The sequence below is a fragment of the Phenylobacterium sp. genome, assembly GCF_041691455.1.
In the GTDB taxonomy this organism is placed as follows: Bacteria; Pseudomonadota; Alphaproteobacteria; order Caulobacterales; family Caulobacteraceae; genus Phenylobacterium.
In genome coordinates this window covers 102,036-122,673 of the sequence record NZ_JBEPUO010000009.1, presented here as the reverse complement: position 1 = coordinate 122,673, position 20,638 = coordinate 102,036, and the positions used below count along the sequence as shown (strand labels likewise).

General features: G+C 66.6%; 18 protein-coding genes. 9 read left to right on the top strand and 9 right to left on the bottom strand.

What is annotated here, in order from left to right; all coding sequences use genetic code 11:
* Positions 1-5: 5 nt before the first annotated feature.
* The gene (locus ACESMY_RS13505; RefSeq protein WP_372785119.1) at positions 6-170 is read right to left on the bottom strand and encodes a hypothetical protein; all 165 of its coding nucleotides are present in this window, start codon (positions 168-170) and stop codon (positions 6-8) included.
* A 237-nt stretch (positions 171-407) separates the two neighbouring features.
* Between ACESMY_RS13505 and ACESMY_RS13500 the strand changes: the two genes are divergently transcribed.
* The 5 genes from ACESMY_RS13500 (at position 408) to ACESMY_RS13480 (ending at position 4,141) form a co-directional block, all read left to right on the top strand.
* Positions 408-986, top strand: a complete 579-nt coding sequence (locus ACESMY_RS13500; protein ID WP_372785118.1) for a sugar transferase — start codon at positions 408-410, stop codon at positions 984-986.
* A gap of 198 nt (positions 987-1,184) precedes the next feature.
* Entirely contained in the window at positions 1,185-1,874 is a 690-nt protein-coding gene (locus ACESMY_RS13495; RefSeq protein ID WP_372785117.1) for a sugar transferase, read from the top strand.
* Positions 1,875-1,919: 45 nt separating this feature from the next.
* Positions 1,920-2,198, top strand: a complete 279-nt coding sequence (locus tag ACESMY_RS13490; RefSeq protein WP_372785116.1) for a hypothetical protein — start codon at positions 1,920-1,922, stop codon at positions 2,196-2,198.
* Positions 2,199-2,249: 51 nt separating this feature from the next.
* On the top strand, positions 2,250-3,182 hold the full coding sequence (locus ACESMY_RS13485; protein WP_372785115.1) for a PEPxxWA-CTERM sorting domain-containing protein: 933 nt from the start codon (positions 2,250-2,252) through the stop codon (positions 3,180-3,182).
* Positions 3,183-3,277: 95 nt separating this feature from the next.
* A complete protein-coding gene (locus ACESMY_RS13480; protein ID WP_372785114.1) occupies positions 3,278-4,141 on the top strand; it encodes a sterol desaturase family protein in 864 nt (287 codons plus the stop codon).
* A 6-nt stretch (positions 4,142-4,147) separates the two neighbouring features.
* Here the strand turns inward: ACESMY_RS13480 and ACESMY_RS13475 are convergent, their stop codons facing one another.
* From ACESMY_RS13475 to ACESMY_RS13450, 6 genes are all read right to left on the bottom strand, one after another.
* On the bottom strand, positions 4,148-4,549 hold the full coding sequence (locus tag ACESMY_RS13475; RefSeq protein ID WP_372785113.1) for a VOC family protein: 402 nt from the start codon (positions 4,547-4,549) through the stop codon (positions 4,148-4,150).
* A complete protein-coding gene (locus tag ACESMY_RS13470) occupies positions 4,546-5,514 on the bottom strand; it encodes a hypothetical protein (RefSeq protein WP_372785112.1) in 969 nt (322 codons plus the stop codon). The genes ACESMY_RS13475 and ACESMY_RS13470 overlap by 4 nt, the downstream gene beginning before the upstream one ends.
* Before the next feature lie 56 nt (positions 5,515-5,570).
* The gene (locus ACESMY_RS13465) at positions 5,571-7,127 is read right to left on the bottom strand and encodes an MBOAT family protein (RefSeq protein ID WP_372785111.1); all 1,557 of its coding nucleotides are present in this window, start codon (positions 7,125-7,127) and stop codon (positions 5,571-5,573) included.
* Positions 7,128-7,235: 108 nt separating this feature from the next.
* Positions 7,236-8,183: a class I SAM-dependent methyltransferase gene (locus tag ACESMY_RS13460; protein WP_372785109.1), complete on the bottom strand. Its 948-nt coding sequence runs from the start codon at positions 8,181-8,183 to the stop codon at positions 7,236-7,238.
* Entirely contained in the window at positions 8,180-10,108 is a 1,929-nt protein-coding gene (locus tag ACESMY_RS13455) for an HAD-IIIC family phosphatase (RefSeq protein WP_372785108.1), read from the bottom strand. Before ACESMY_RS13455 ends, ACESMY_RS13460 begins: the two co-directional genes overlap by 4 nt.
* A 33-nt stretch (positions 10,109-10,141) precedes the next feature.
* Positions 10,142-10,345, bottom strand: a complete 204-nt coding sequence (locus ACESMY_RS13450; RefSeq protein WP_372785107.1) for an acyl carrier protein — start codon at positions 10,343-10,345, stop codon at positions 10,142-10,144.
* A gap of 593 nt (positions 10,346-10,938) precedes the next feature.
* Between ACESMY_RS13450 and ACESMY_RS13445 the strand changes: the two genes are divergently transcribed.
* The gene (locus ACESMY_RS13445) at positions 10,939-14,022 is read left to right on the top strand and encodes a NosD domain-containing protein (RefSeq protein WP_372785106.1); all 3,084 of its coding nucleotides are present in this window, start codon (positions 10,939-10,941) and stop codon (positions 14,020-14,022) included.
* A gap of 295 nt (positions 14,023-14,317) precedes the next feature.
* Here ACESMY_RS13445 and ACESMY_RS13440 read toward each other — a convergent pair whose 3' ends face one another.
* Entirely contained in the window at positions 14,318-15,601 is a 1,284-nt protein-coding gene (locus ACESMY_RS13440) for an ATP-binding protein (protein ID WP_372785105.1), read from the bottom strand.
* A gap of 343 nt (positions 15,602-15,944) precedes the next feature.
* Here ACESMY_RS13440 and ACESMY_RS13435 point away from each other — a divergent pair, with 343 nt between their 5' ends.
* The 3 genes from ACESMY_RS13435 to ACESMY_RS13425 all read left to right on the top strand — a co-directional run bounded on the left by ACESMY_RS13435 (position 15,945) and on the right by ACESMY_RS13425 (position 18,902).
* A complete protein-coding gene (locus tag ACESMY_RS13435) occupies positions 15,945-16,832 on the top strand; it encodes a glycosyltransferase family 2 protein (protein WP_372785104.1) in 888 nt (295 codons plus the stop codon).
* Between the two features lie 2 nt (positions 16,833-16,834).
* Positions 16,835-17,761, top strand: coding sequence for a glycosyltransferase family 2 protein (locus tag ACESMY_RS13430; RefSeq protein ID WP_372785103.1), 927 nt, complete (start codon positions 16,835-16,837; stop codon positions 17,759-17,761).
* 163 nt (positions 17,762-17,924) lie between these two features.
* Complete coding sequence (locus ACESMY_RS13425; RefSeq protein ID WP_372785102.1) at positions 17,925-18,902, top strand: glycosyltransferase family 2 protein; 978 nt, start codon at positions 17,925-17,927, stop codon at positions 18,900-18,902.
* Between the two features lie 4 nt (positions 18,903-18,906).
* Here the strand turns inward: ACESMY_RS13425 and ACESMY_RS13420 are convergent, their stop codons facing one another.
* Positions 18,907-20,625: an O-antigen ligase family protein gene (locus tag ACESMY_RS13420; protein WP_372785101.1), complete on the bottom strand. Its 1,719-nt coding sequence runs from the start codon at positions 20,623-20,625 to the stop codon at positions 18,907-18,909.
* Positions 20,626-20,638: the final 13 nt, after the last annotated feature.

Below are 20,638 nucleotides of genomic sequence, written 5' to 3'. Positions count from 1 at the left end.
GGGTCCTAGAAGAAGAAAGCGCGGATCGCGGCCGCCACGGCGACCCACAGGCCGACCGAGGCGCAAGCCGCGATGACCAGGCCGATCCCGAGGGGCAGACGACGCGTCGACGTCGTCTCGATCGAGAGGCTGCTCGGGCTGACGTTGTCGAACGAGACGTCCGCTGGCATCGCTCTTGCTCCAGGCCCGCCCATCGGGGCGCGTGTCCCATAGAACGACGGGTTGGCTTAAGAGATCGTGCGGATGAGTGGCAAATGTCGGGTTAACGACGTTCGCAAACCACGCTCGGTGTGTCGGGAAGGGGCAGGGGGCAGGTCGTGAGCGTGCTGGCGAGCGAAGGCGATCGGGCGAGGCGGCAACTGTCGGCGATCCCCCATCCTGCGGTCCACCCCGTCGCGATCCATCCTTTGAAGCGTCTGTTCGACATTGTGGCGGCGGGGTCTGGGCTGCTCCTGTTCCTGCCGCTTCTGCTGGTGGTGATGTGGGCGATCAAGATCGAGTCGCCGGGCTCGGCGATCTTCCGCCAGCGTCGGACCGGCTACCGGGGCCAGGTGTTCACGATCCTGAAGTTCCGCACCATGACGGTGACCGAGGACTGCGACAAAGTCCGCCACGCCACCAAGAACGACGCGCGGGTCACCGAGGTGGGGGCCTTGCTGCGCAAGCTCTCCATCGACGAGCTGCCGCAGCTCTGGAACGTCCTGAAGGGCGACATGTCGATCGTCGGGCCCCGGCCGCACGCGCTCGCGCACGATGAGTACTACGGCGCCCTGATCCCCACCTATGCGGCCCGCTTCCGGGCCAAGCCCGGCCTGACCGGCTACGCCCAGGTCAACGGCTTCCGCGGCGAGATCCACGACACCCGCTGCATGAGCGACCGGGTAGCGGCCGACAACAGCTACATCGACGCCTGGTCCCCGGCCCTCGACCTCGCCATCCTCGCGCGCACCGTGCCGCTCATCTTCCGCGACCCACGCGCTTACTGACCAAATCGCCTGGCAAGCGAATAATGCGCCTGCGAGTTGGTATTACGCGCGATACACCTGCGGAAACGCCCAGATATAATGAATTGTTTATTGACGGCGCGGCCCGCGACGGGCTTTTAGACGCTGGTCGCCAGCGGTGAAGCTGGCTTCCGTGCGGTGCTCGGAATCCTCGCACGGATCTTTGTAGGGTGGCTTCAGGTGTTCGACGCTGCGAACATGCCCGACGACCAGTCGGCCGAACTCTACAGCGCGACAGCGGATTTCCGACTCCAGTCGCCGGCCTCGCCGTCCAGCGTCGCGATCCATCCTTTGAAGCGTCTGTTCGACATTGTGGCGGCGGGGTCTGGGCTGCTCCTGTTCCTGCCGCTTCTGCTGGTGGTGATGTGGGCGATCAAGATCGAGTCGCCGGGCTCGGCGATCTTCCGCCAGCGTCGGACCGGCTACCGGGGCCAGGTGTTCACGATCCTGAAGTTCCGCACCATGACGGTGACCGAGGACTGCGACAAAGTCCGCCACGCCACCAAGAACGACGCGCGGGTCACCGAGGTGGGGGCCTTGCTGCGCAAGCTCTCCATCGACGAGCTGCCGCAGCTCTGGAACGTCCTGAAGGGCGACATGTCGATCGTCGGGCCCCGGCCGCACGCGCTCGCGCACGATGAGTACTACGGCGCCCTGATCCCCACCTATGCGGCCCGCTTCCGGGCCAAGCCCGGCCTGACCGGCTACGCCCAGGTCAACGGCTTCCGCGGCGAGATCCACGACACCCGCTGCATGAGCGACCGGGTAGCGGCCGACAACAGCTACATCGACGCCTGGTCCCCGGCCCTCGACCTCGCCATCCTCGCGCGCACCGTGCCGCTCATCTTCCGCGACCCACGCGCTTACTGACCAAATCGCCCTAGGGACCGCGGCGACCGCGAGGACCGGACACGAATGACGCCAGCACCGGGAGTTGGGGCGGCGGCGCCCATCCAGATCCGTTCGCGGCTCTTGCTCTTCTGCAGCGTCGTCGGCTGGTGTCTCGCCGTCCTCGTGGCCATCGCCTTCCTGCTCGTCCTCCGAGCGGGACGCCAGATGATCCTCGCGGAGCAGCGTCATAGTCATGTCAGCGCCGACGCCTTCATCGCCCGCGTGAGAGCCTGCCGGCGGCAGGCCGTCGGGCCCATGCCGAGCTGGAACGCCTGCGAGCGCCACGTGCGGTCCGAACTGTGAAGGGTTTTGTCCGTGCAACCCCCGATTGCCGATACTGGACACCGCTTTCCTATGCGGTTAACAGAAATCGCGTTCGGCAAGCCCGCGTTGCCGGGGGTCACCAAGGAACGGCGCCGCCGCGGCGCGTCGAGAACCCGACCTCCAGAATTCAAGACTTCCCTCATGAGGGGAATTCGTTTGCCGGTCTGTTTTCGCTATGGTTATGTCCGAGTTAATTGGATAGATCAGGCTGAAATTGGGGTGCTCAACATGCGAATGAAACTTCTCTCGTCGGTTGCTTTGGCGGCGTCGATGGCTCTCGCCATCGGTTCGGTCGCTCACGCGTCGACCAATCTTATCACGAACGGCAGCTTCTCGAGCTCGACCTACGCCGCTGGCACCAACGACCAGTTCGGCACGGGCTTCGGCGGCCAAGGCGTCACCGGCTGGACCGGCGGCAGCGGCTATCAACTGTATGAAGGCACGTCGCCGCAAACGCCGGCGAGCAGCCAATACGGTGGCGGCGAACGGTTCTACGACTCGTTCAACGCGGCGAGCCCGGACGGCGGCGCTTTCGTCGCCATCGACGGCGACGCTGACGTGCGTGGGTCGATTTCCCAGACGCTGAACAACCTGGAAATCGGCAAGGTCTATACCCTGACCTTCGATTGGGCCGCGGGCCAGCTGGCCAACCGTAGCGGCGCCACGACCGAACAGTTCGCGGTCACCTTCGGCGGTCAGACGATCAACACTGCGGTGCTGAACATTGCGAGCGGCGGGTTCTCCGGCTGGCAAACCGCCACGATGTTCTTCACGGCGACTCAGGCGACCCAGACCCTGACGTTCCTGTCCATCGGGACGCCGAACGGTCTGCCGCCGATGGCCGCGCTTGACGGCGTGTCGCTGACGGTGCCGGAACCGGCCACCTGGGCGATGATGCTCGTCGGTTTCGGCGGCATCGGTGCGATGATCCGTCGCCGCCGCCAGACGCTCGTCGCCGCCTAAGCGACAAGCTAGTGTTTGCTCGGCTCACCGCCGGGCTGAAGAGGGGAGCGGCGCGAGCTGCTCCCCTTTTTATTTTTCGGAAGTGGTAGCGGCGTATGGTCTCCCACATCGTGCAGCACCTCATCGCCCTTGGAATGCAGGCCGCCAGCCTCACGCTCTGGCTGGTGATCCTGACGGTCGTCTTCCTGCCGCTCGAGCGTTTCTTCGCGCTCCACCCCACTCGGGTGCGCGCGCGGACGCTCGCGAGCGATCTCGCCTACTATTTCCTGAACGGCCTGGCGCCGGCGCTGGTGCTGGCCATCCCGATTTCACTGATCACCGCGGTCGTTCAGCGGGTCACGCCGCAGGCCTATACCGACGCGATCGCCAGCCTGCCGCTGGGCGCCAAGATCCTGATCGGGATTCTGGTGAGCGAGGTGGGCGCCTATTGGGGTCACCGCCTGAGCCACCAGACCCCGTTCCTGTGGCGCTTCCACAAGGTGCACCACAGCCCGGAATCCATGGATTGGCTGGTCAACACCCGCGCCCATCCGGTGGACGTGGTCTTCACCCGGCTCTGCGGCCTGGCGCCGCTCTATGCGCTGAGCCTGGCGACCCCGCGCGGCGAGGGTCAGCTCCTGCCGCTTATCGTCACGCTCGCGGGCACCGCCTGGGCCTTCTTCGTGCACGGCAATCTGAACTGGCGCTTCGGGCCGCTGGAATGGCTGGTGGCGACGCCGCACTTCCACCATTGGCACCACACCAATGACGAAAACCGCGACCACAACTACGCGGCCCTGCTGCCGGTCGTCGACCGGCTGTTCGGCACGCATCACGCGCCCAGCCACTGGCCGCCGGTCTATGGGGTGGACGAGCCTGTGGCGCCGTCGTTCGTAGGCCAGTTGCTCGATCCGCTGAGCGCGCCGCGCGCCCGGACCCCCCGCGCCGAGGCGCCGGCCGACGCCGCCTCCGACGTTTAAGCGCCGCTAGGACAGCAGCTCGACGAACTCGATGGTGATCCCGCGCGTGTAGATCGGGCTCAGGAAGTTGCAGAGGAAGTTTCCCGCGCCCTTCACGTGCTCGGCCTCGAGCAGCTTCATGTCCTCGCGCTCCAGGGCGGCGGCCAGCTCGACGAGGCTTGGCACCTGCAGGGCGATGTGGTGCAGACCGCCGGCCCCTTTGTTGAACCGCTCCAGCGGCCCGCCGTCTGGAATGACGAACTCGATGGGCGACGCGCCGGCGGCCTTGGTGAAGATGCACAGCGCCGACCATTGCGGGACGAAGCCGCGGTAGTCCTCCTCGAGGCCGAGCAGGCCCATCAGCGCAAGGGCGTCTTCCTCCGACGGCTGCACGATGCCGACGTGGTGCAGCAGGCGCGTCTGGATCATCGTTTCGGCTCCGGCGCGGCGAGCGCGCTTGCGACCAGCGGCGCGGTCCAGTCGGTCAGGAGATTGGCGCCGCTCGTCGTCAGGTGTGCGTAGTCCGAATAGAGCTCTGCGTGCGACGCGAGAAACCCGGCGTTCCAGACCGGGCCAGACTGCCGGTAGAGCGGCTCTTCCTGGATCGTGGTCGGGCCGGTGTAGTAGGGCAGGAAGAGGAAGGCGACCTTGACGCCCTTCTTCTGCGCGGCGGCCACCATGCGCCGGACGTAGTAGCGATCGTCTCCGAATTCCAAATCGGCCCAGCGCCGCGGCAGGATGGGCGGTCGCGTCCCGGCCTCCAGGTCCCTGACGCCGGCCGCCAGTTCCGCAGGCGGCGCCGCCTCGTTCGCGCCGCGCACGACGCCGCTGTCCAGCCGGAATCGCACTGGACCCGCTGGATCGGGATCGTAGGCCTTGGCGTCGAAGGTCTTCGTAAGGCCGGCCGCTCCGGGCGCCACGTCCGCCGCGAAGAGCCGCATCTGTCGATAGGGCAGGTAGATCAGATCCTGCAGGTATTTGATGTTCGTGAGGTATCCCGGATTGATCAGGAGGGACCGCGGCGCGAGGTACTTGTAGGCGGGGTGCCCGAAGCGGGACGGCTTCTCGATCACCCCGATGATCAGCAGCCGGGGCGTCTTCGCCGACAGCATCTCCTCGGTGATCACGTCATTGGTGTTCCGCCCCCCTTCCGGCAGGGCGAAATTGACCACCCGCGCGGGAGTACCGAGCCGTGTGAGCGCTGCCTGTAAGCGTTCGGCGTCGACCCCGCGGGCCGTGCGCGATGGCCCGACGATCGCCACGTCAATGGGCCGCGGGTCGAAGTGGATACGCTCGTAGATCCAGCGCGACCGGCCGTGGATCGTGCCATCCAGCAGTTGCCACTGCTGATACCGGTTCGTCGGGAGGAGGCAGACCGCGACGGCTGCGGCCACGGCGACGCCCAGGATGGCGACGAAGGTCCGCAAGGGGTGAAGTCGTGTCATGGCGGTCAGAAGTTGAAATAGAGGAAGATGGCCTTCCCCCTTTGGATGAACATGACGCCGAGGAACAGTGTCACCCCGGCGAACAGCAGGCCCGCGGCGTTCGGCTTCCAGGTCCACTGGATCGGCGATTTCGCCACGGCGCGCCACTCCCGCCAATTATAGGCCGGATCGAAGCGGCCCATGATCTGCTGCGTATTGGGCGCCAGGAAGACCAGCCCGACGCTGACCAGGAGGCTGGCGGCCAGGCCCCAGTCGAGGGCGGTTGAGGCCAGGCCGGCGCCGTTCAGCCCGGTCATGCCCTTCCAGACGAAGACCGCGTCGCCGACCGTGCGCGCCTTGAACATGACGTTGGCGTAGATCACCGCCACCAGGGTGAGGGCATGGAAGAAGAGCGTCCTGGCCGGTCCGGGCTCGGCCAGGGCCTGGCCGAGCTTCTTCAGTTGCCGGCGCCGGCGCTTGCGCCATTCGCCCCAGGCTTCGTTGGTGCAGATGTAGATGGCGTGCATCACGCCGAACGCGACAAAGGTCCAGCCGGCGCCGTGCCACGCGCCCACCGCCACGAAGGTGACGAAGGCCGGAATGCCGACGCCGATCGCAAACGCCGGCCAGTCCTTCAGGCCGCGCATCGCCGCCCATCGGTTAAGCGGCAGCGACAGCGGCTGGAAGATATAGGCCACGATGAAGCGCTGCAGCGTCATGTGCCAGCGCCGCCAATAGTCGGCGATGTTGGGCGCGCGCAGCGGCGAGTGGAAATTCAACGGCAGCTTCACGCCGAGCATGCGGCCAAGCCCGATCGCCATGTCCGAATAGCCGGAGAAGTCGAAATAGAGCTGGAAAGTGAAGGTGATGGCGGCAAGCCATCCGCTGGCCAGGCTGAACGGGTGGCCGTGCGCGCCGGCCTCGAACATCGGGTTGGCGTAGCTCGACAGGGTGTCGGCCAGCACCGTCTTCTTGAAGAGGCCCATGGCGAAGATCACCAGGCCCACCATCAGGTTGCGCCCGATGAGCTTGCCGAACAGCCGGCTCTGGATCTGCGGGACGACCTCCTTGTAATGGACGATCGGTCCGGCGATCAGCTGCGGGAAGAAGGACGCGAACAGCGAGAAGTCGAGGAAACTCATCTTCCGCGCATCACCGCGCGAGGAGTCGATCAGATAGGCGATCTTCTGGAAGGTGAAGAAGGAGATGCCGAGCGGCAGGGCGATCTTTGCGAGGCCGACCGGCGTCCCGGTGACCGCGCTGATATTGTCAGCCACGAAGTTCGCGTACTTGAACCAGCCCAGGAAGGTGAGGTCGGCGGCGAGGCCCAGCACCAGCCACACACGCATCGCCCGCTCGCGGCCGGCCGCCAGAGCCGACTGGATGCGGTCGCCCATGAAGTAGTTGACGACGATCGAGCCCAGCAGCAGCGGCAGGTGGATCGGCCGCCACATGGCGTAGAAGCCCAGCGACAGCAGCGTCAGGACCAGCTTGGCGACGCGGCCGAACCGCCCCGCCACGTAGAACAGCACCAGCGCGAGCGGCAGGAAGCCGAAAATGAACAGGAAGGAGTTGAACAGCACTCAGGTCGTCTCCGACCTGCGGGCGTGGAAACGCGGCGGCGTCGGCCCGTCAGCGCGTCTCACGCGCGGTCCAGATCGCAGATTTTCGCTCACAGCCCCCGCCGCCGCCTAATTCGGTCGCGCTATGACGCCGGCCGAGACGCTGATCCGATTCGTCAGGGCGGACTCGATGCGTTTTGCCTGGGTCGCGAACAGGGACAGCTGCTCGACCTTGAACCCGGCGCCCTCGACCAGGGCGGTGACCTCTTCCGGCGTCGACAGCAGGTAGATGTGATCGGGCGAGGGGCTGTTGAGCGGCACATTGATGAAGATGCGGCCGTCGTCGGTGATGCAGTCGCGCAGGAAGCGTAACGCGACATCGGGCGCCTCGAGATGCTCCAGCACCTCGGAAATCACGATCAGGTCGAACCTCCGGTCCGGGCGCTTGGTCTGCAGGATGTCGGTCTCGACGAGTGACACCGGCTTGGTGAGGCCGAGCGTCTTGAGCGCCGCTCGGGTTTCACGCAGGGACACCGCGCTGACGTCCCAGGCCTCCAGCGTGCGGCAGAGCGGCGACTGGGCGGCGAAATAGACCATCAGCCCATGTCCCGGTCCGACCTCCAGATAGTCGAAGGGCTTGTCCGCGTTCGGCAGCACCGAATTCAGGAACATCTCGAACGTCGCGACGTGATTGTACCAGAGGAGCTGGGTCAGCAGCAGGCCGTTGACGTAACGGCCCATGTAATCGTGGTTCGAATAGACCTCGGCGTTGGCCTCGGCGAAGGTCGACAGCCGATAGTGGCCTTCGCGGTGGAAGAACAGCTCCTCGTCGCGCAGGCGATCACAGGTCCAGCGGTAATCCCCGGCGAAGGTCGCTTCCTGTCCGGCGATCAGCTTGCGGGCCGCACTGGCGGCAGCCTCGGTCGCGTCCAGCATGGCCGTCGTGCGCGGCGAGAAGCTTTTCAGCAGATATGCGGCGTGTTCGGGCCAGACGGCGAGGAGCGAGTCCACCACCTGCAGGGTCTCGGGCCGGCCCGCGAGCAAGGCCCGCAACTCGTCGGTCTTTTCGTCGCTCATGACTGCATCTCCAGGACAGCCAGGGCGCGATCCTCGATCCGCATAGGCAAGTTGGGCGCCGCATAACCGGCGAGCGCCAGGCGGTAGACGGCCGTGCCGTCCGGTTGTTGTTCGGTGAGCTCGAAGCCCAGCTTTTCGTAGTGTTGGGCGACCATCTTGTTCTTCGCCGAGGGGATGTAGCGCCCGACCAGCGCCTGGACGCCCTCAGCCGCGGCGGCCGCGGCGAGGTGGGCGAGGATGGCTTCTTCCACGCGCCGCCCCAGCACCCGGCAGCTCATCAGCCAGGTGTCGATCTCCCAGGCCTCGCCCCCGCGATCGGCGATGATCACGCTGATGATCCCGTTGTCGCCGAATGCATCCACCAGGCGCACCTGGATCGCGTGCCGCTGCTGATCGGCCTCGACCGCGGCGACCTCGGCTTCCGAGTAGCGGCGTGTCGTCAGGTTGAACTGGTTCGACTTGTTGATCAGCTGGGCCACTCTGGGCCGGGATACCGGGTCGACCGGGCCGATCGTGCAGACCATGTCCAGCGAGGCCAGGTAGCTGTCCATATCGCCGGAGGCCTGCAGGGAGGCGGCGCGCTGGGCGTTGCCCTGGTAGTAGGCGGCGCGGTCGCGGTCTTCCTGCGAGAAGGCCACCGCCTCGAAGTAGCCGGCGGAGGCCAGCATGCGCGGGTAGAGCGCCGGATCCTCGGGCAGTTCCGGGATGCCGACCATCGGCAGTTCGCGTCGCACCTGGGCGCGCTCGGCTGGGTTGTCGTCCAGGAAGACCAGGGCGTCGACACCGATGTTCAGGGCCGCGGCGATGGCGCGCAGATTGGCCGCCTTGTCCGTCCAGTTGGCCTGGAAGACGGCGATGTCGTCCTCCTTGATCAGCATGTCGGGGTGTTCGCGGAAGGGCAGGCGGGCCGCATCCTCCTCGTTCTTGGAGCAGACGGCGAGGACGACGCCGCGGGCGCGCAGCTCCAGCGCCATCCGCTGGATCGCGATGAAGGCCTCGCCCGAGGCCGATCCCTGGCCGAGCTGAATCCCCGTCAGGCCGTCGTCGCCGATGATCCCGCCCCACAGCGTGTTGTCGAGGTCCAGGACCAGGCACTTGCGGGTCCGGCCCAGGACGGCGGCGATGGTCCGGGCCACGACGTCGGCGTAGACCGGGATGAGGTCGGGCGAGAAGCCGAGCTTCGAGGCATGCCAGTGCCGTGGCTCGTCCCAGGTCTCCAGTCCGACGGACCCGGCCAGGCGGGCGATGTCGGTGAGCACGACGGCGCCGGAGGCGGCCCATTCGGCGAGGCGGCGGTTAAAGGTCTCGACCATGGCGAACGGAGAGCCGGCCTCGACCCGGTCGAAGCTGCCGAACAGGGTCTCGAGCGGCGCGGCGACGGTCTGCACCAGGATCGCGGAACGCACGGCGGGCCGCAGCCCCTCGACGATACGCTTCAGCCGCTCGAAGGCGTTGGACACCTTGGCCTCGGCCTCGTCGGGCGCGGCCGCCGCGCGGTCCAGGCCCAGCAGCCGGGCGTCGCTGACCACCAGGGCCATGTCCAGATTGGCGGTGCGCAGCGGACTGTCCGGGTCCGTCGCCTCCTGCAGCGCGCGGCTGTAGTCGCCCTCGACGATCTCGATCGCGGCGCCGTGGCGCAAGGCCGAGCCGGAGATCGCCGGGCCGAGCAGGGTCAGGGTGCCATCGCCCAGGACGCCCAGTTTGACCCGGTCGAGCCCAGGGATCGCCTCGGGGTGCGCCGCGATGGCCGCGGAAAGGCGGGCCAGTTTCGAAAGCTGCGTGTCGTCCAGCGCCGCCGTGGCCAGGGCAATGACCCGTTGCGCGAAGTCCTGTCCGGGCGCCGCCGCGATCTCGGCCTGCAGCTGGCGAAGGTCGTCCCGGAAGGAGGGGCCCGGCGCCGGCAGCCAAGGCAGATCGCGCAACATAGAAGGCACCCTAAGTAGAAACCCCTACCAGCCCTATCCGACCTTTGTTGCAACCAGGTTGACGAGCTCGCCCACGTTCTTGAGTGACTCGATTTCCGAGTTCTTGAATTTGAAGCCGAATTTGCGCTCCACCGCGACGATCAACCGGATATGACTGAGGCTGTCCCACTCCTCGACGTCCTCGGCGCTAGTTTCGAGAGAGACTTCGAGATCGTCTATATCGAACACGTCCCTCATGATCTCAGTGATCGAGGACAGAATTTCGTCTCGCGACAAGGACAATGGTCACCCTCTTCAAGTCTTGCGGAGTTGGGGTTCGATAGCCCTGCCCTGTCAGGGGTGTCAAGAAAGCCGGACCGGCCCCGCAGGCCGGCCTCGCGCGCGGCGACAGACAGGCCGTTGGCGGGGGGCGTCGGCGCTCGACCTTCATGCGGCGCGCGGCCCCCCGACGGGCGTCGGCGCATCCTTCCTGCAAGTGCGTCATTCGGACGCCTCGCACTTAGGTGAGTCGGTCGGTAGCTATCCCCGTTAGTGCTGCGGGGGCGGCCACTTCGAGCGACGACCCGCGGGCGCGAATCCACAAGACTCATCGATCTAAGTCAAAGCGAGCCCTTCGACGGGTCGTTTTCGGCTGAACAACGATGTGTGCCCAAGTTCTATGCAATAGAGGAAACGCCAGATGAAGATGTAAAGTATACAAAATGTAAATGTTTATTTATATTAACTTAATACCTTAACGAGGTCGAAATCCATGCTGTTCCATTGTCCAAATAGGGCATCGGCGACTTTGCAGCAAAGCATTGTTGCCACAGAACACTTGGAGATGCGTTGTGATCACTACTGTCAGCAATACCGACGGGCTCTGGGCAGCCTTGAAGGCCGCCCACGCTGGGGACACCGTCCTGCTGGCCCCCGGAACCTACAGCGCCATTGGGCTGACGGGGTTCAACTACACCGGCACGGTCACCGTGCAGTCGGCCGATCCCGCCCATCAGGCCGTGATCAACGGCCTGACCATGACCAACAGTTCAGGCCTCGCGTTCAATCATATCGAGTTTGTGGCGCTCGGCGGCACGGCCGTGACGATGTATAGCTCGCAAAACGTGTCCTTCGACTCCGTCAAGATGGACGGCGGCGGCGTGGCCGGCGGCAACGGCATGATGATCCGTGACAGCTCCGGCGTGAGCGTCACCCACTCGGACATCGGCAAGCTGGGCACCGGTATCAACGAGATCAACAGCTCGAACCTCACTGTCACCAACAACACCTTCCACGACATTCAGGCCGGCGCCATCCGCGGCACGGGCGCCACCCAGGAGACGATCACCGGGAACGCTTTCGTCGACGGCAAGACGACCGTCGCCGACCATTCCGACGTCATCCAGCTGTGGCAGGACAACACCGCCAGCCACGTGACGATCGGCAGCAACACCTATGGCGTGGCTCCGCCGCCGGTCGTGGTTCCGCCCGTCGTCGTCGTGCCGCCGGTGGTGGTTGCGCCGCCCGTCGTGGTGCCTCCGCCGGTGGTTGTGACCCCGCCGGTCGTCACCACGCCCACGACGCCTGTCGCCGGTTCGGTGACCGTGTCGAGTTCCGCGGCCCTGGTGACCGCGCTGAAGGCCGCCCACGCCGGCGACACCATCCTGCTGACGGCCGGAACCTACAACGGCGCCGCGGTGACCGGCTTCAACTTCAACGGCGCCGTCACCATCCAGTCGGCCGACGCCGCCCACCAGGCGGTCATGAGCAATCTGACCCTGACCAACGACTCGGGTCTGGCGTTCAATCACATCGAGTTCACCGCCGGCAGCGGCACGGCCGTGACCATTTCGAACTCGCACGACATCGCCTTCGACTCCACCAAAATGGATGGCAGCGGCGCGGTCGGCAACGCGATGATGATCCGCGACAGCGCGACCATCGGCGTCACCCACTCCGACATCGGCAAGCTGGGCACCGGCATCAACGAGGTCACCACCCAGAACATGGTGGTCACCGGCAACACCTTCCACGACATCGCGAGCGGGGCCATCCGCGGCACCGCAAACACCCAGGAGACGATTTCCGGGAACGCGTTCGTGGACGGCAAGGCGAGCGTCGCCGACCACTCGGACGTGATCCAGATGTGGCAGGACAACACCGCCAACCACGTCACGATCACCAACAACACCTACGGCGTGTCCACGCCGCCGGTCGTGGTTCCGCCGGTCGTCACCCCGCCCCCGGTGGTCGTCACGGCCCCCCCCCCGGTCGTCACCGCCCCGCCAGCCGCTCCGGCCGGCGGCCACACGACCCTGGTGTCCAGCACCGACGGCCTGATGGCCGCCCTGAAGACGGCGCACGCCGGAGACACAATCCAACTGGCGGCCGGCAACTATTCGGCGGTCTCGCTGTACGCCCTCCACTTTGACGGCACGGTCTCCATCACCTCGGCGGATAGCGCCCACCAAGCGGTGCTCAGCGGCGTAACGCTGAACAGCGTCTCGGGCGTCTCGTTCAGCAACATGACCGTCTCGGCTCTGGCCGGCGCCACGGCCGTGAACGTGATGAGCTCCGCCAATGTCGCCTTCTCGGCGGTGAACGTCCACGGCGCCGGCGCCGGCGCCGGCGGTCTGGGTTACTTCGTCCGCGACAGCACCGGCGTGTCGGTCACCGGCTCGGACGTCAGCGGCCTCGGTTCGGGCATCGGTCACTACAACAGCGACGACGTGACGATCTCCAACAACAACCTGCACGACCTGGCCACCGACGGGATCTTCGGCGGCGGATCGTCCCACATGGTGATCTCGGGCAACCACATCACCAACTTCACCCCGAACCCCGGCGACCACCCGGACGCCATCCAGTTCTGGGGCGGCGCCAACGGCGCGCCTGGGGTCGACATTCTCGTCAGCGACAATGTCATCACCCGCGGGACCGGCGCAGTGATCCAGGGCATCTTCGTCGAGAGCACCGACAACATCACCATCACGGGCAACGCCCTGACCGGCACGATGTACAACGGGATCTCGCTGTCCACGACGGCCAAGGGCCTGATCGAGAACAACTTCGTTCAGGGCTATTCCGACATGGACTCCTGGATCGTGGTGCGCGGCCAAAGCTCGGACGTGAGCGTGGTCCACAACACCACCCAGTCCGTCCAGAACGTCCTCGACGGCGGGATGGCGAACCCTAACTATGCCGCCAGCGACAACACCACGATCAGCTCGACCGCGCCGACCAACGCCTCGGCTGTCAACGCCTGGCTGGCGCAACACACCGGCCTGACGCTGACCGGGACCTCGGCCGGCAACGTGCTCACCGGCGGCGCCGGGGATGACACGCTCGACGGCCAGGGCGGCGCGGACACCATGTCCGGCGGCTTCGGCGACGACGTCTACACCGTCGACAGCACCGGTGATGTGGTGACCGAGGCGCTCAACGCCGGCGTCGACACGATCCGGACCGCGCTCACCAGCTACACCCTGCAGGCCAACGTCGAGAACCTGGTCCTGACCGGCACATCGGCGCAGACGGCGATCGGCAACGCCCTGGACAACAAGCTCACCGGCAACGGCGTGCAGTCTGTCCTGAACGGCGGCGCCGGCAACGACATCCTGGTCTCGACCGGGGGCGTCGACACGATGACGGGCGGGGCCGGCAACGACACCTTCTACTTCTCGAAGACGCCGACCTCCGTCGATCAGATCACCGACTTCACGCACGGCCAGGACACCCTGGACCTCCACACGCTGCTCGGAAACTACCAGGGCACCAACCCCCTGGCCGACCAGTGGGTGAAGTTCACGTCGGACGCCACGGGCACCACCGTCTACGTCGACGCGGACGGCCCGACCGGCGCGGGCGGGTTCGTGGCGGTCGCCAAGCTGGTGGGCGTGAGCTCGCTGGTCTCCACCGACTGGGTCTTCCACTAGCCGCACCCAAACGTTCTGAATTCAGGGGGCTCCCCGGACCGCGAGGTCCGGGGAGCCCTTTTTGATTCCGCCCTGCTGTGGGGTCACTGACCCGGCGGTACGGCCGCCGCAGGGCGGCGCCGGCGCGCGGGAAGGGGGCCTGGCCTGAGGATGTCAGGCAGGCCGGACGGCGTAGGTCCGGCTTCGGCCACGGCGGCTCTCGTCGCCCAAACGGAAAAGGCCCCGCCTGGGAGGGCGGGGCCTGATCGATCGGTCGTCAGCCGGCGTGGGGCCGGCGGGCCAGGGAAGGCGGCGCCTAGCGGGCCCTGACCCGCTGGGGCGCCACGTCCTCCTCGCGGAAGGTCTGCTGCGCGGCCAGGAACCACAGGTAGGACGGCACGGCGTCTTCGATGAAGGCGTAGCGCTTCCCGAATCCGTCATCGCGTTCTGAGATGAGAATCTGCTGGGACGCCAGCTCGCCGACAATGCTCTTGCAGCGGGCGGCCTTGGTGGCCGTGCCCGCCTTGGCGTCGAGCATCGCGGCGTCGAACTCGCCGCCGCCGGCCAGGGACGCCGAAGCGATCAGGCTGAGGAGATCGGTGCCGCTCTCGTTCACCAGGCGACGCACCTGGCCCATGGTGTTCTTGGAAATCCGCGTGCCGAGCTCGCTCAGCGCCTGTTCGAGGGCCGAGGCCACGTCCGCCGGCACGACGTCCAGCCGCTGGTCATCGATCGCATCGAGCGCGGCGTGATGGCAGAGCAGGCTGGCGATATAGGGCGAGCCGGCCGAGATGGAGACGATGTGGTCGCGGGCCGCCGGGGTGACGGTGACGCCGCTGGTGCGTTCGCCGTTGGCCACGAGCTCGCCGATCTCGTCGACCGACATCAGCGGCACCGGTATCGCCAGGATGTTGCGGCGAACCGACGGGATGTGCTCGACGAGTTCGGCCAGGTCGGCGGCGACGCCGGCGATCACCAGCTGCACCCGGACCGAGCGGTCGGACAGGATCTTGATCAGTTCGGCGAGGTCGCGGCGGAACTCGATGTTCTCGGCCCGGTCGAATTCGTCGAGCACGATCAGCACCCGGGTGCCGGTCAGCTTCGTGCAGAGGTCCCCGAACTGGCGGGGCAGCACCTTGCGGGACGGCAGCAGGCTGGCCAGCGACGTGCCGGTCTCGGCCTCCGCCGTGGTCGGCGCGTAGTCGCTGTGGAACAGCAGCGGGATGTCGGCGGCCACGGCGCGGAAGGTCTCGTCGAAATTCGAGGCGGCGCCGCAGGAGGAATAGACGACGATGTAGCGCGCCTCGCGGGCGGCCGAGGTCAGCATGTGCAGCAGCGACGTCTTGCCGATGCCGCGTTCGCCGTAGATCACCAGGTGAAGCCGCTGGTCCTCGATCGAACGGATGGCGGCCTTGAGCACGCCCAGCCGGCCGGCGAACATCCGGCGATCGAACACCGGCTGCGAGGGGGTATAGGCGTTGCGCAGCTTCATCCGCGCCGCGCCGAATCGATCGTCGCGGCGGTTCGGCTGGTCGGCGGCGCTCGCCGAGAAACGCGGCAGATCGGCCGACGAATTCGAGGGCGCGACCTGCTGGAACATGTCCGGCAGAGCCAGCCGCAGTTTCTGCGCGGCGTCTGCTGGCGCTGGTCGCCCTTTCCGCTTGTTTGACGAGCGGAAGAGTTTTGGCAATGCCACGTCGTATCTCCATCGCAGCCGCGGCGCGGCGGTACATCGTCAAGCTTACGCCACAGAAAGCTTACTGCTTCATGGCCGAGGCTAATAAGTGGCGAACCTGGATATTTGTTGAACGCCCGATAGGTAACGCATCAGATGGCCCCTCGGCTCGCCCTCTGCGACCCTCGGACAACGATTTTTCCTGCGGTAAGGTCAAGGCAACGTCCGGCGGCTAGAGCTGGCCCAACGAGGAAGCGAGCTCTCTTTCATGACGGCCGTGCGAGCCAGTACCCCGAAGGTGAGCGTGATCGTTCCCCACTATCACGACCTGGACGGCTTGGCGCTGTGCCTGGCGTCACTCGGCCGGCAAACCTACCCGAAGGACCGGTTCGAGGTGATCGTGGCCGATAACGCCTCGCCCGAGGGCGCTTCCGCCGTCGAGGCGGTGATCGCCGAGCGCGCCCATCTGGTCGTCGTCCCCGAAAAGGGCGCCGGTCCCGCCCGCAACGGCGGCGTCGCCGCCGCGAGTGGCGAGGTGCTGGCGTTCATCGATTCCGACTGCGTCGCGGAGCCGGCATGGATCGAAGAGGGCGTCCGGAGCCTGCAGTCCTTCGACTTTGTGGGCGGCCGCATCCGTGTGCTGGTGGCCGACCCGGCCCAGCTGACGCCGGCCGAGGCCTTCGAGCGGGTCTTCGCCTTCAACAACAGGGCCTATGTCGAGCGCCAGCATTTCACGGTGACCGCCAACCTCTTCTGTCCGCGGACGCTGTTCGACCGGGCAGGCGGTTTCAAGACCGGGGTTTCCGAGGACGTCGAATGGTCGCGGCGCGCCCAAGCCACGGGCTTCTCGCTCGGCTACGCCCCGCTCGCGGTCGTAGGGCACCCCGCCCGACGCTCATGGGCGGAGCTCGTCGGGAAGTGGAAGCGGATCAACGCCGAGACTTGGGGCCTTTCCGCCGGCGAACCGGCGCGGCGCCTGCGATGGCTTGCCTGGACGCTGCTGCTTCCGGCGTCGGCGGTGGTCCATACGGCGAAGGTCCTGGCCAGTCCTGATTTGAACTCGGCGAGTCAGCGTCTGGCCGCGATCAGCGTGCTCTTCCGGCTTCGCTTCTGGCGATTCGGCGATTCCCTGCGCCTGCTGTTCTCGGGGGCTTGAGGATGTCGCTGCATGTCGCCATCGCCATCGTGAGTTTCCGCAATCCGGGGGATGTCGAGGACTGCCTCGCGGCCCTGGCGCAAGCCCGCCATCGCGATTTCGAGGTGGTGATCTGCGAAAACGGCGGCGAGGCAGCCTTCGCAGAGCTAAAGGCCAGGACGCCGGCCCACCTGCCGTCCGGCCAGCCTGTGCAGCTGATCTGCGCGCCGTCCAACCTCGGTTTCGCTGGCGGCGTGAATGTCTGCATGCGCCGCGCTCCCGACGCCGCCGCCTGGTGGGTCCTGAACCCCGACACACAGCCCGACCCCGACGCCCTGTCGGCCCTGGTCGAGCGCCTGGCCCGCGGCGATTGCCAGGCGGTTGGCGGCACGATCCAGCTGGGCGACGGCCGGGTGCAGTCCTATGGCGGCCTGTGGCAGCGGTGGCTGGCCCGGGCGGTTTCGCTGGGCTACGGCGACGCCACGGCCGCCGACGTCGACGCCGGGCGGATCGAGCGCACGCAAAACTACCTGAACGGCGCCTCGATGCTGATCGGGCGCGAGTTCCTTGAAGCCACCGGACCGATGCGCGAGGACTATTTCCTCTACTGCGAGGAGGTCGAATGGTGCCTGCGCGGGCTGAAGCGCGGGATGCGGCTGGGATTCGCGCCGCAGGGCGTCGTGCTGCACAAGCAGGGCACGAGCACGGGCGCCTCGGCCGACCTCAAGGCCAGTTCGCGGCTCTCGATCTATCTGGGGGAGCGCAACCGCATCCTTTTGACCCGAGACTGTTTCCCTGCGCTCGTCCCCGTGACGCTCCTGACCGCCCTCGGCGTCGCTCTGGTCCGTTGCGCCAAGCGCGGCGCCTGGCGTCAGTTCGCCTATGGCCTGCAAGGGTGGGCGGCGGGCCTTTTCAACCGCCGCGGCGTTCCGCGCTGGGCGGCCGGCTAGTGGAGGCTCATCTGACGCCGAACTGCTCGTTTTCGGAGTTCCCGGCGATCGCCTATCGCGGGAGATGTGGATTGCGTCGCGTCATGCCGCATCCTATGCCGGGCGTGGTCGGAGGAATCCCGAGCAAGGGGGGGCGGACCAAACGGTCCGAGGAAGACGCTTCATGTCGATAGAAGCCCTGGTCGAAGACGCCGACGGGCTGGTCAGCGTCATCCTGCCCACGTTCAATCGCGCCGCGACCCTGCCGCGCGCGATCATGAGCGTGCTGGACCAGAGCTATAAGAACCTCGAGCTGCTGATCGTCGACGACGGATCCAAGGACAACACCGCCGAGATCGTGGCCGCCATCGGCGACCCGCGCATCCGCTACATCCCGCTGGAGGTCAACGGCGGCGCGTCGAGCGCGCGCAACGCCGGCCTGCGGCTGGCGAAGGGCCAGTTCATCGCCTTCCAGGACAGCGACGACGAGTGGCTGGCGGGCAAGCTTGAGCGCCAGGTCCGCGCGGCCCAGGCGGCCGGCGACGAGGCGGTGACGGTCTTCCACCCGAAGATTCTCTACGGCCGCGACCTGAGCGGGCTCTACGGCCCGCACCGCGTCTGCCTGATTCCCGCGATCGAGGACCAGGCTGAAGCCGTCATCAAGAAGCTCATCCAGTCGCAGAACCTGATCAGCACCCAGACCCTGCTGATCACCCGCAAGGCTTTCGACCGCGCCGGCTATTTCGACGTCCATCTGGTCAACAGCGAGGACTGGGCCTTCGGGATCGAGCTGTTCTACAATTCCAAGGTCGTGTTCATCGACGAACCCCTGGTCATGAGCTACCTGCAGAACGACAGTATTTCGATGCTGCGCCGCCGCGGGGCCAAGGCCCAGATTCGAATCATCAAGCGGCTATCGCGCAAGCCCGACGTCAGCCGGGAAACCATCGGCGCCCACCTGGGCCGGCTGGGCTGGGGCGTCGCGAAACTGGGGTGGCCCCGGCGCGGGCGCCTGCTGCTCATGAAATCCCTGTCGCTCAAGCCGATGGACTGGCGCAACTGGGCGCGGCTGGTGATGATCCAGTCGCGGATCATGTTCGGGATCCGAGAGCGCTTCGGAGACGAACGGCCAAACGCGCCCGACGCGGCCTGGCGGCGCTGATCTCTCAGGCTCTGCGCGGCGCGCGCCTCGGTCCACGGGGCGCGGCGGAGAGCGGCTTCGGGCTCGCCGGCGCCGGCGTCGCCTGCGCGGTCTGAGCCCTGATGCGGCTGACCAGGGCCATGACCATCCCGACCATCATGAAGATCACCGGGTGCATGTCGGGCTCGCCGAACACGCCGCGGAGCACCAGGAAGGCGCAGATGCAGGTGGCGAGCGGCAACAGCAGGCCGGCTTCCCGGTCGTTGGTCTGGGGGCTGCGCAGTATGGTCGTCACGGCGGCGCCGATGACCATGGCGAACATGGCGACATAAAGCACCAGCCCCACGATCCCGAAGTCGAGCCCGATGTTGATGTAGTAGCTGTCGATCGCAATGAAATCGCCGGCCCCATAGCCCATCGCCAGCCCCGACTGCCCGGCTCCGTGGCCGATGGGATTCTTGAGCAATGCGGGTATGGCCATCCTGAACTGGTTGCCCCGCGCCTCGTTGCTGGCGGCGGTCGAGCCGCCGCCGAACACCAGCACGTGGATCTTGTGGACGAACATCGTCGCGGCGACCGCGGCGAGGAACATTGAGGGATAGGCGTAGACGACCGCCGCCGTCAGGATGTCGCCCATCCGCCGGCGCCACCGCACGAGGCTCCAGAGCAACAGGTAGATCATGCAGGAGACGAGGTACCCGACGACGCCCAGACGCGAATCGGTCAGGCGGATGACGAAATAGAGCGTCGGGATCAGCGCCAGGCCGGTCAGCCGCATCAACATGCTGTAGCGCCCGACCGCCCAATGCAGGGCGAACGGGGTCATCAGCGAGATAAATTCCGACAGGCCCAGCGCCGTCGCGAAGGTCGACTTCGTGCGGTACTGACCGGTTGCGCCGCGGACCGCGCCGGCCAGCGCCCGCTGCGCGGAAGGGTCCTCCACCCGCAGGAAACTCGGCACTGATCCGCTCCAGAGCACCTTTTGCACCTCAGCCTCCCAGATCGACAGGACGATGATGGTGAGGGTGAGCGCCAGCATGAGCCGCAGGTAGCGTTCCGCCCGACCAGGCTTCCGGAAAATATACAGGCAGATCAGAAAGACGCAGGTCCAGTTCAACTGCATCAATATGATCTTGTTTATGGAGTCCCCGAAGTTGTGCGTGAAGGGAAGGCTCACGAATTCATTGGCGGTGAAGAGCAGAAACGCGCGAAACGCCAGCGGGGTCGCGCTCGCCGTCTCGACGATGTGATGCCGGAACGTCGGAGACATCGACAGGCTGATCAGCAGGAAGAACGCCATCGGAAAGCCGGTCAGCCGAATCATGGTGATCCAGGGCAGGCCCGGCAGGGTGAGGGCCAGATAGTTGGGCCACAGGATCAGGCCGATGATGCTGGCCGCGAAAGCGAACTCCATCGCCTTGGTCGGCACGACGTTGTTCTCCGGAAGCGCCCAGATCGCCAGCAGGCTCAGGATCGCGATCGGCACGGCGAGCGGCACGATGAGGAACGGCGCGGTGATCGCGAAGAAGAAGCCGTAGACGATGCAGAACAGGCCCACGCCCGCGGGCACCAGGAAGCGCGCCGCCAACCGCCAGCGGCTGTGAAGGTCGACATAGGGGCGAAGCACGATCGGCCGCTTCCGCGCGCGCCAGTCGCGCCACAGCTGGCGGGCGGCGTCCGGATCGGGAAGGAACGGCCGCGCGGCCTGCCACCAGGCGGCGGGCTGCAGTCGGACCTTCCTCATGCTCGGTTTCAAC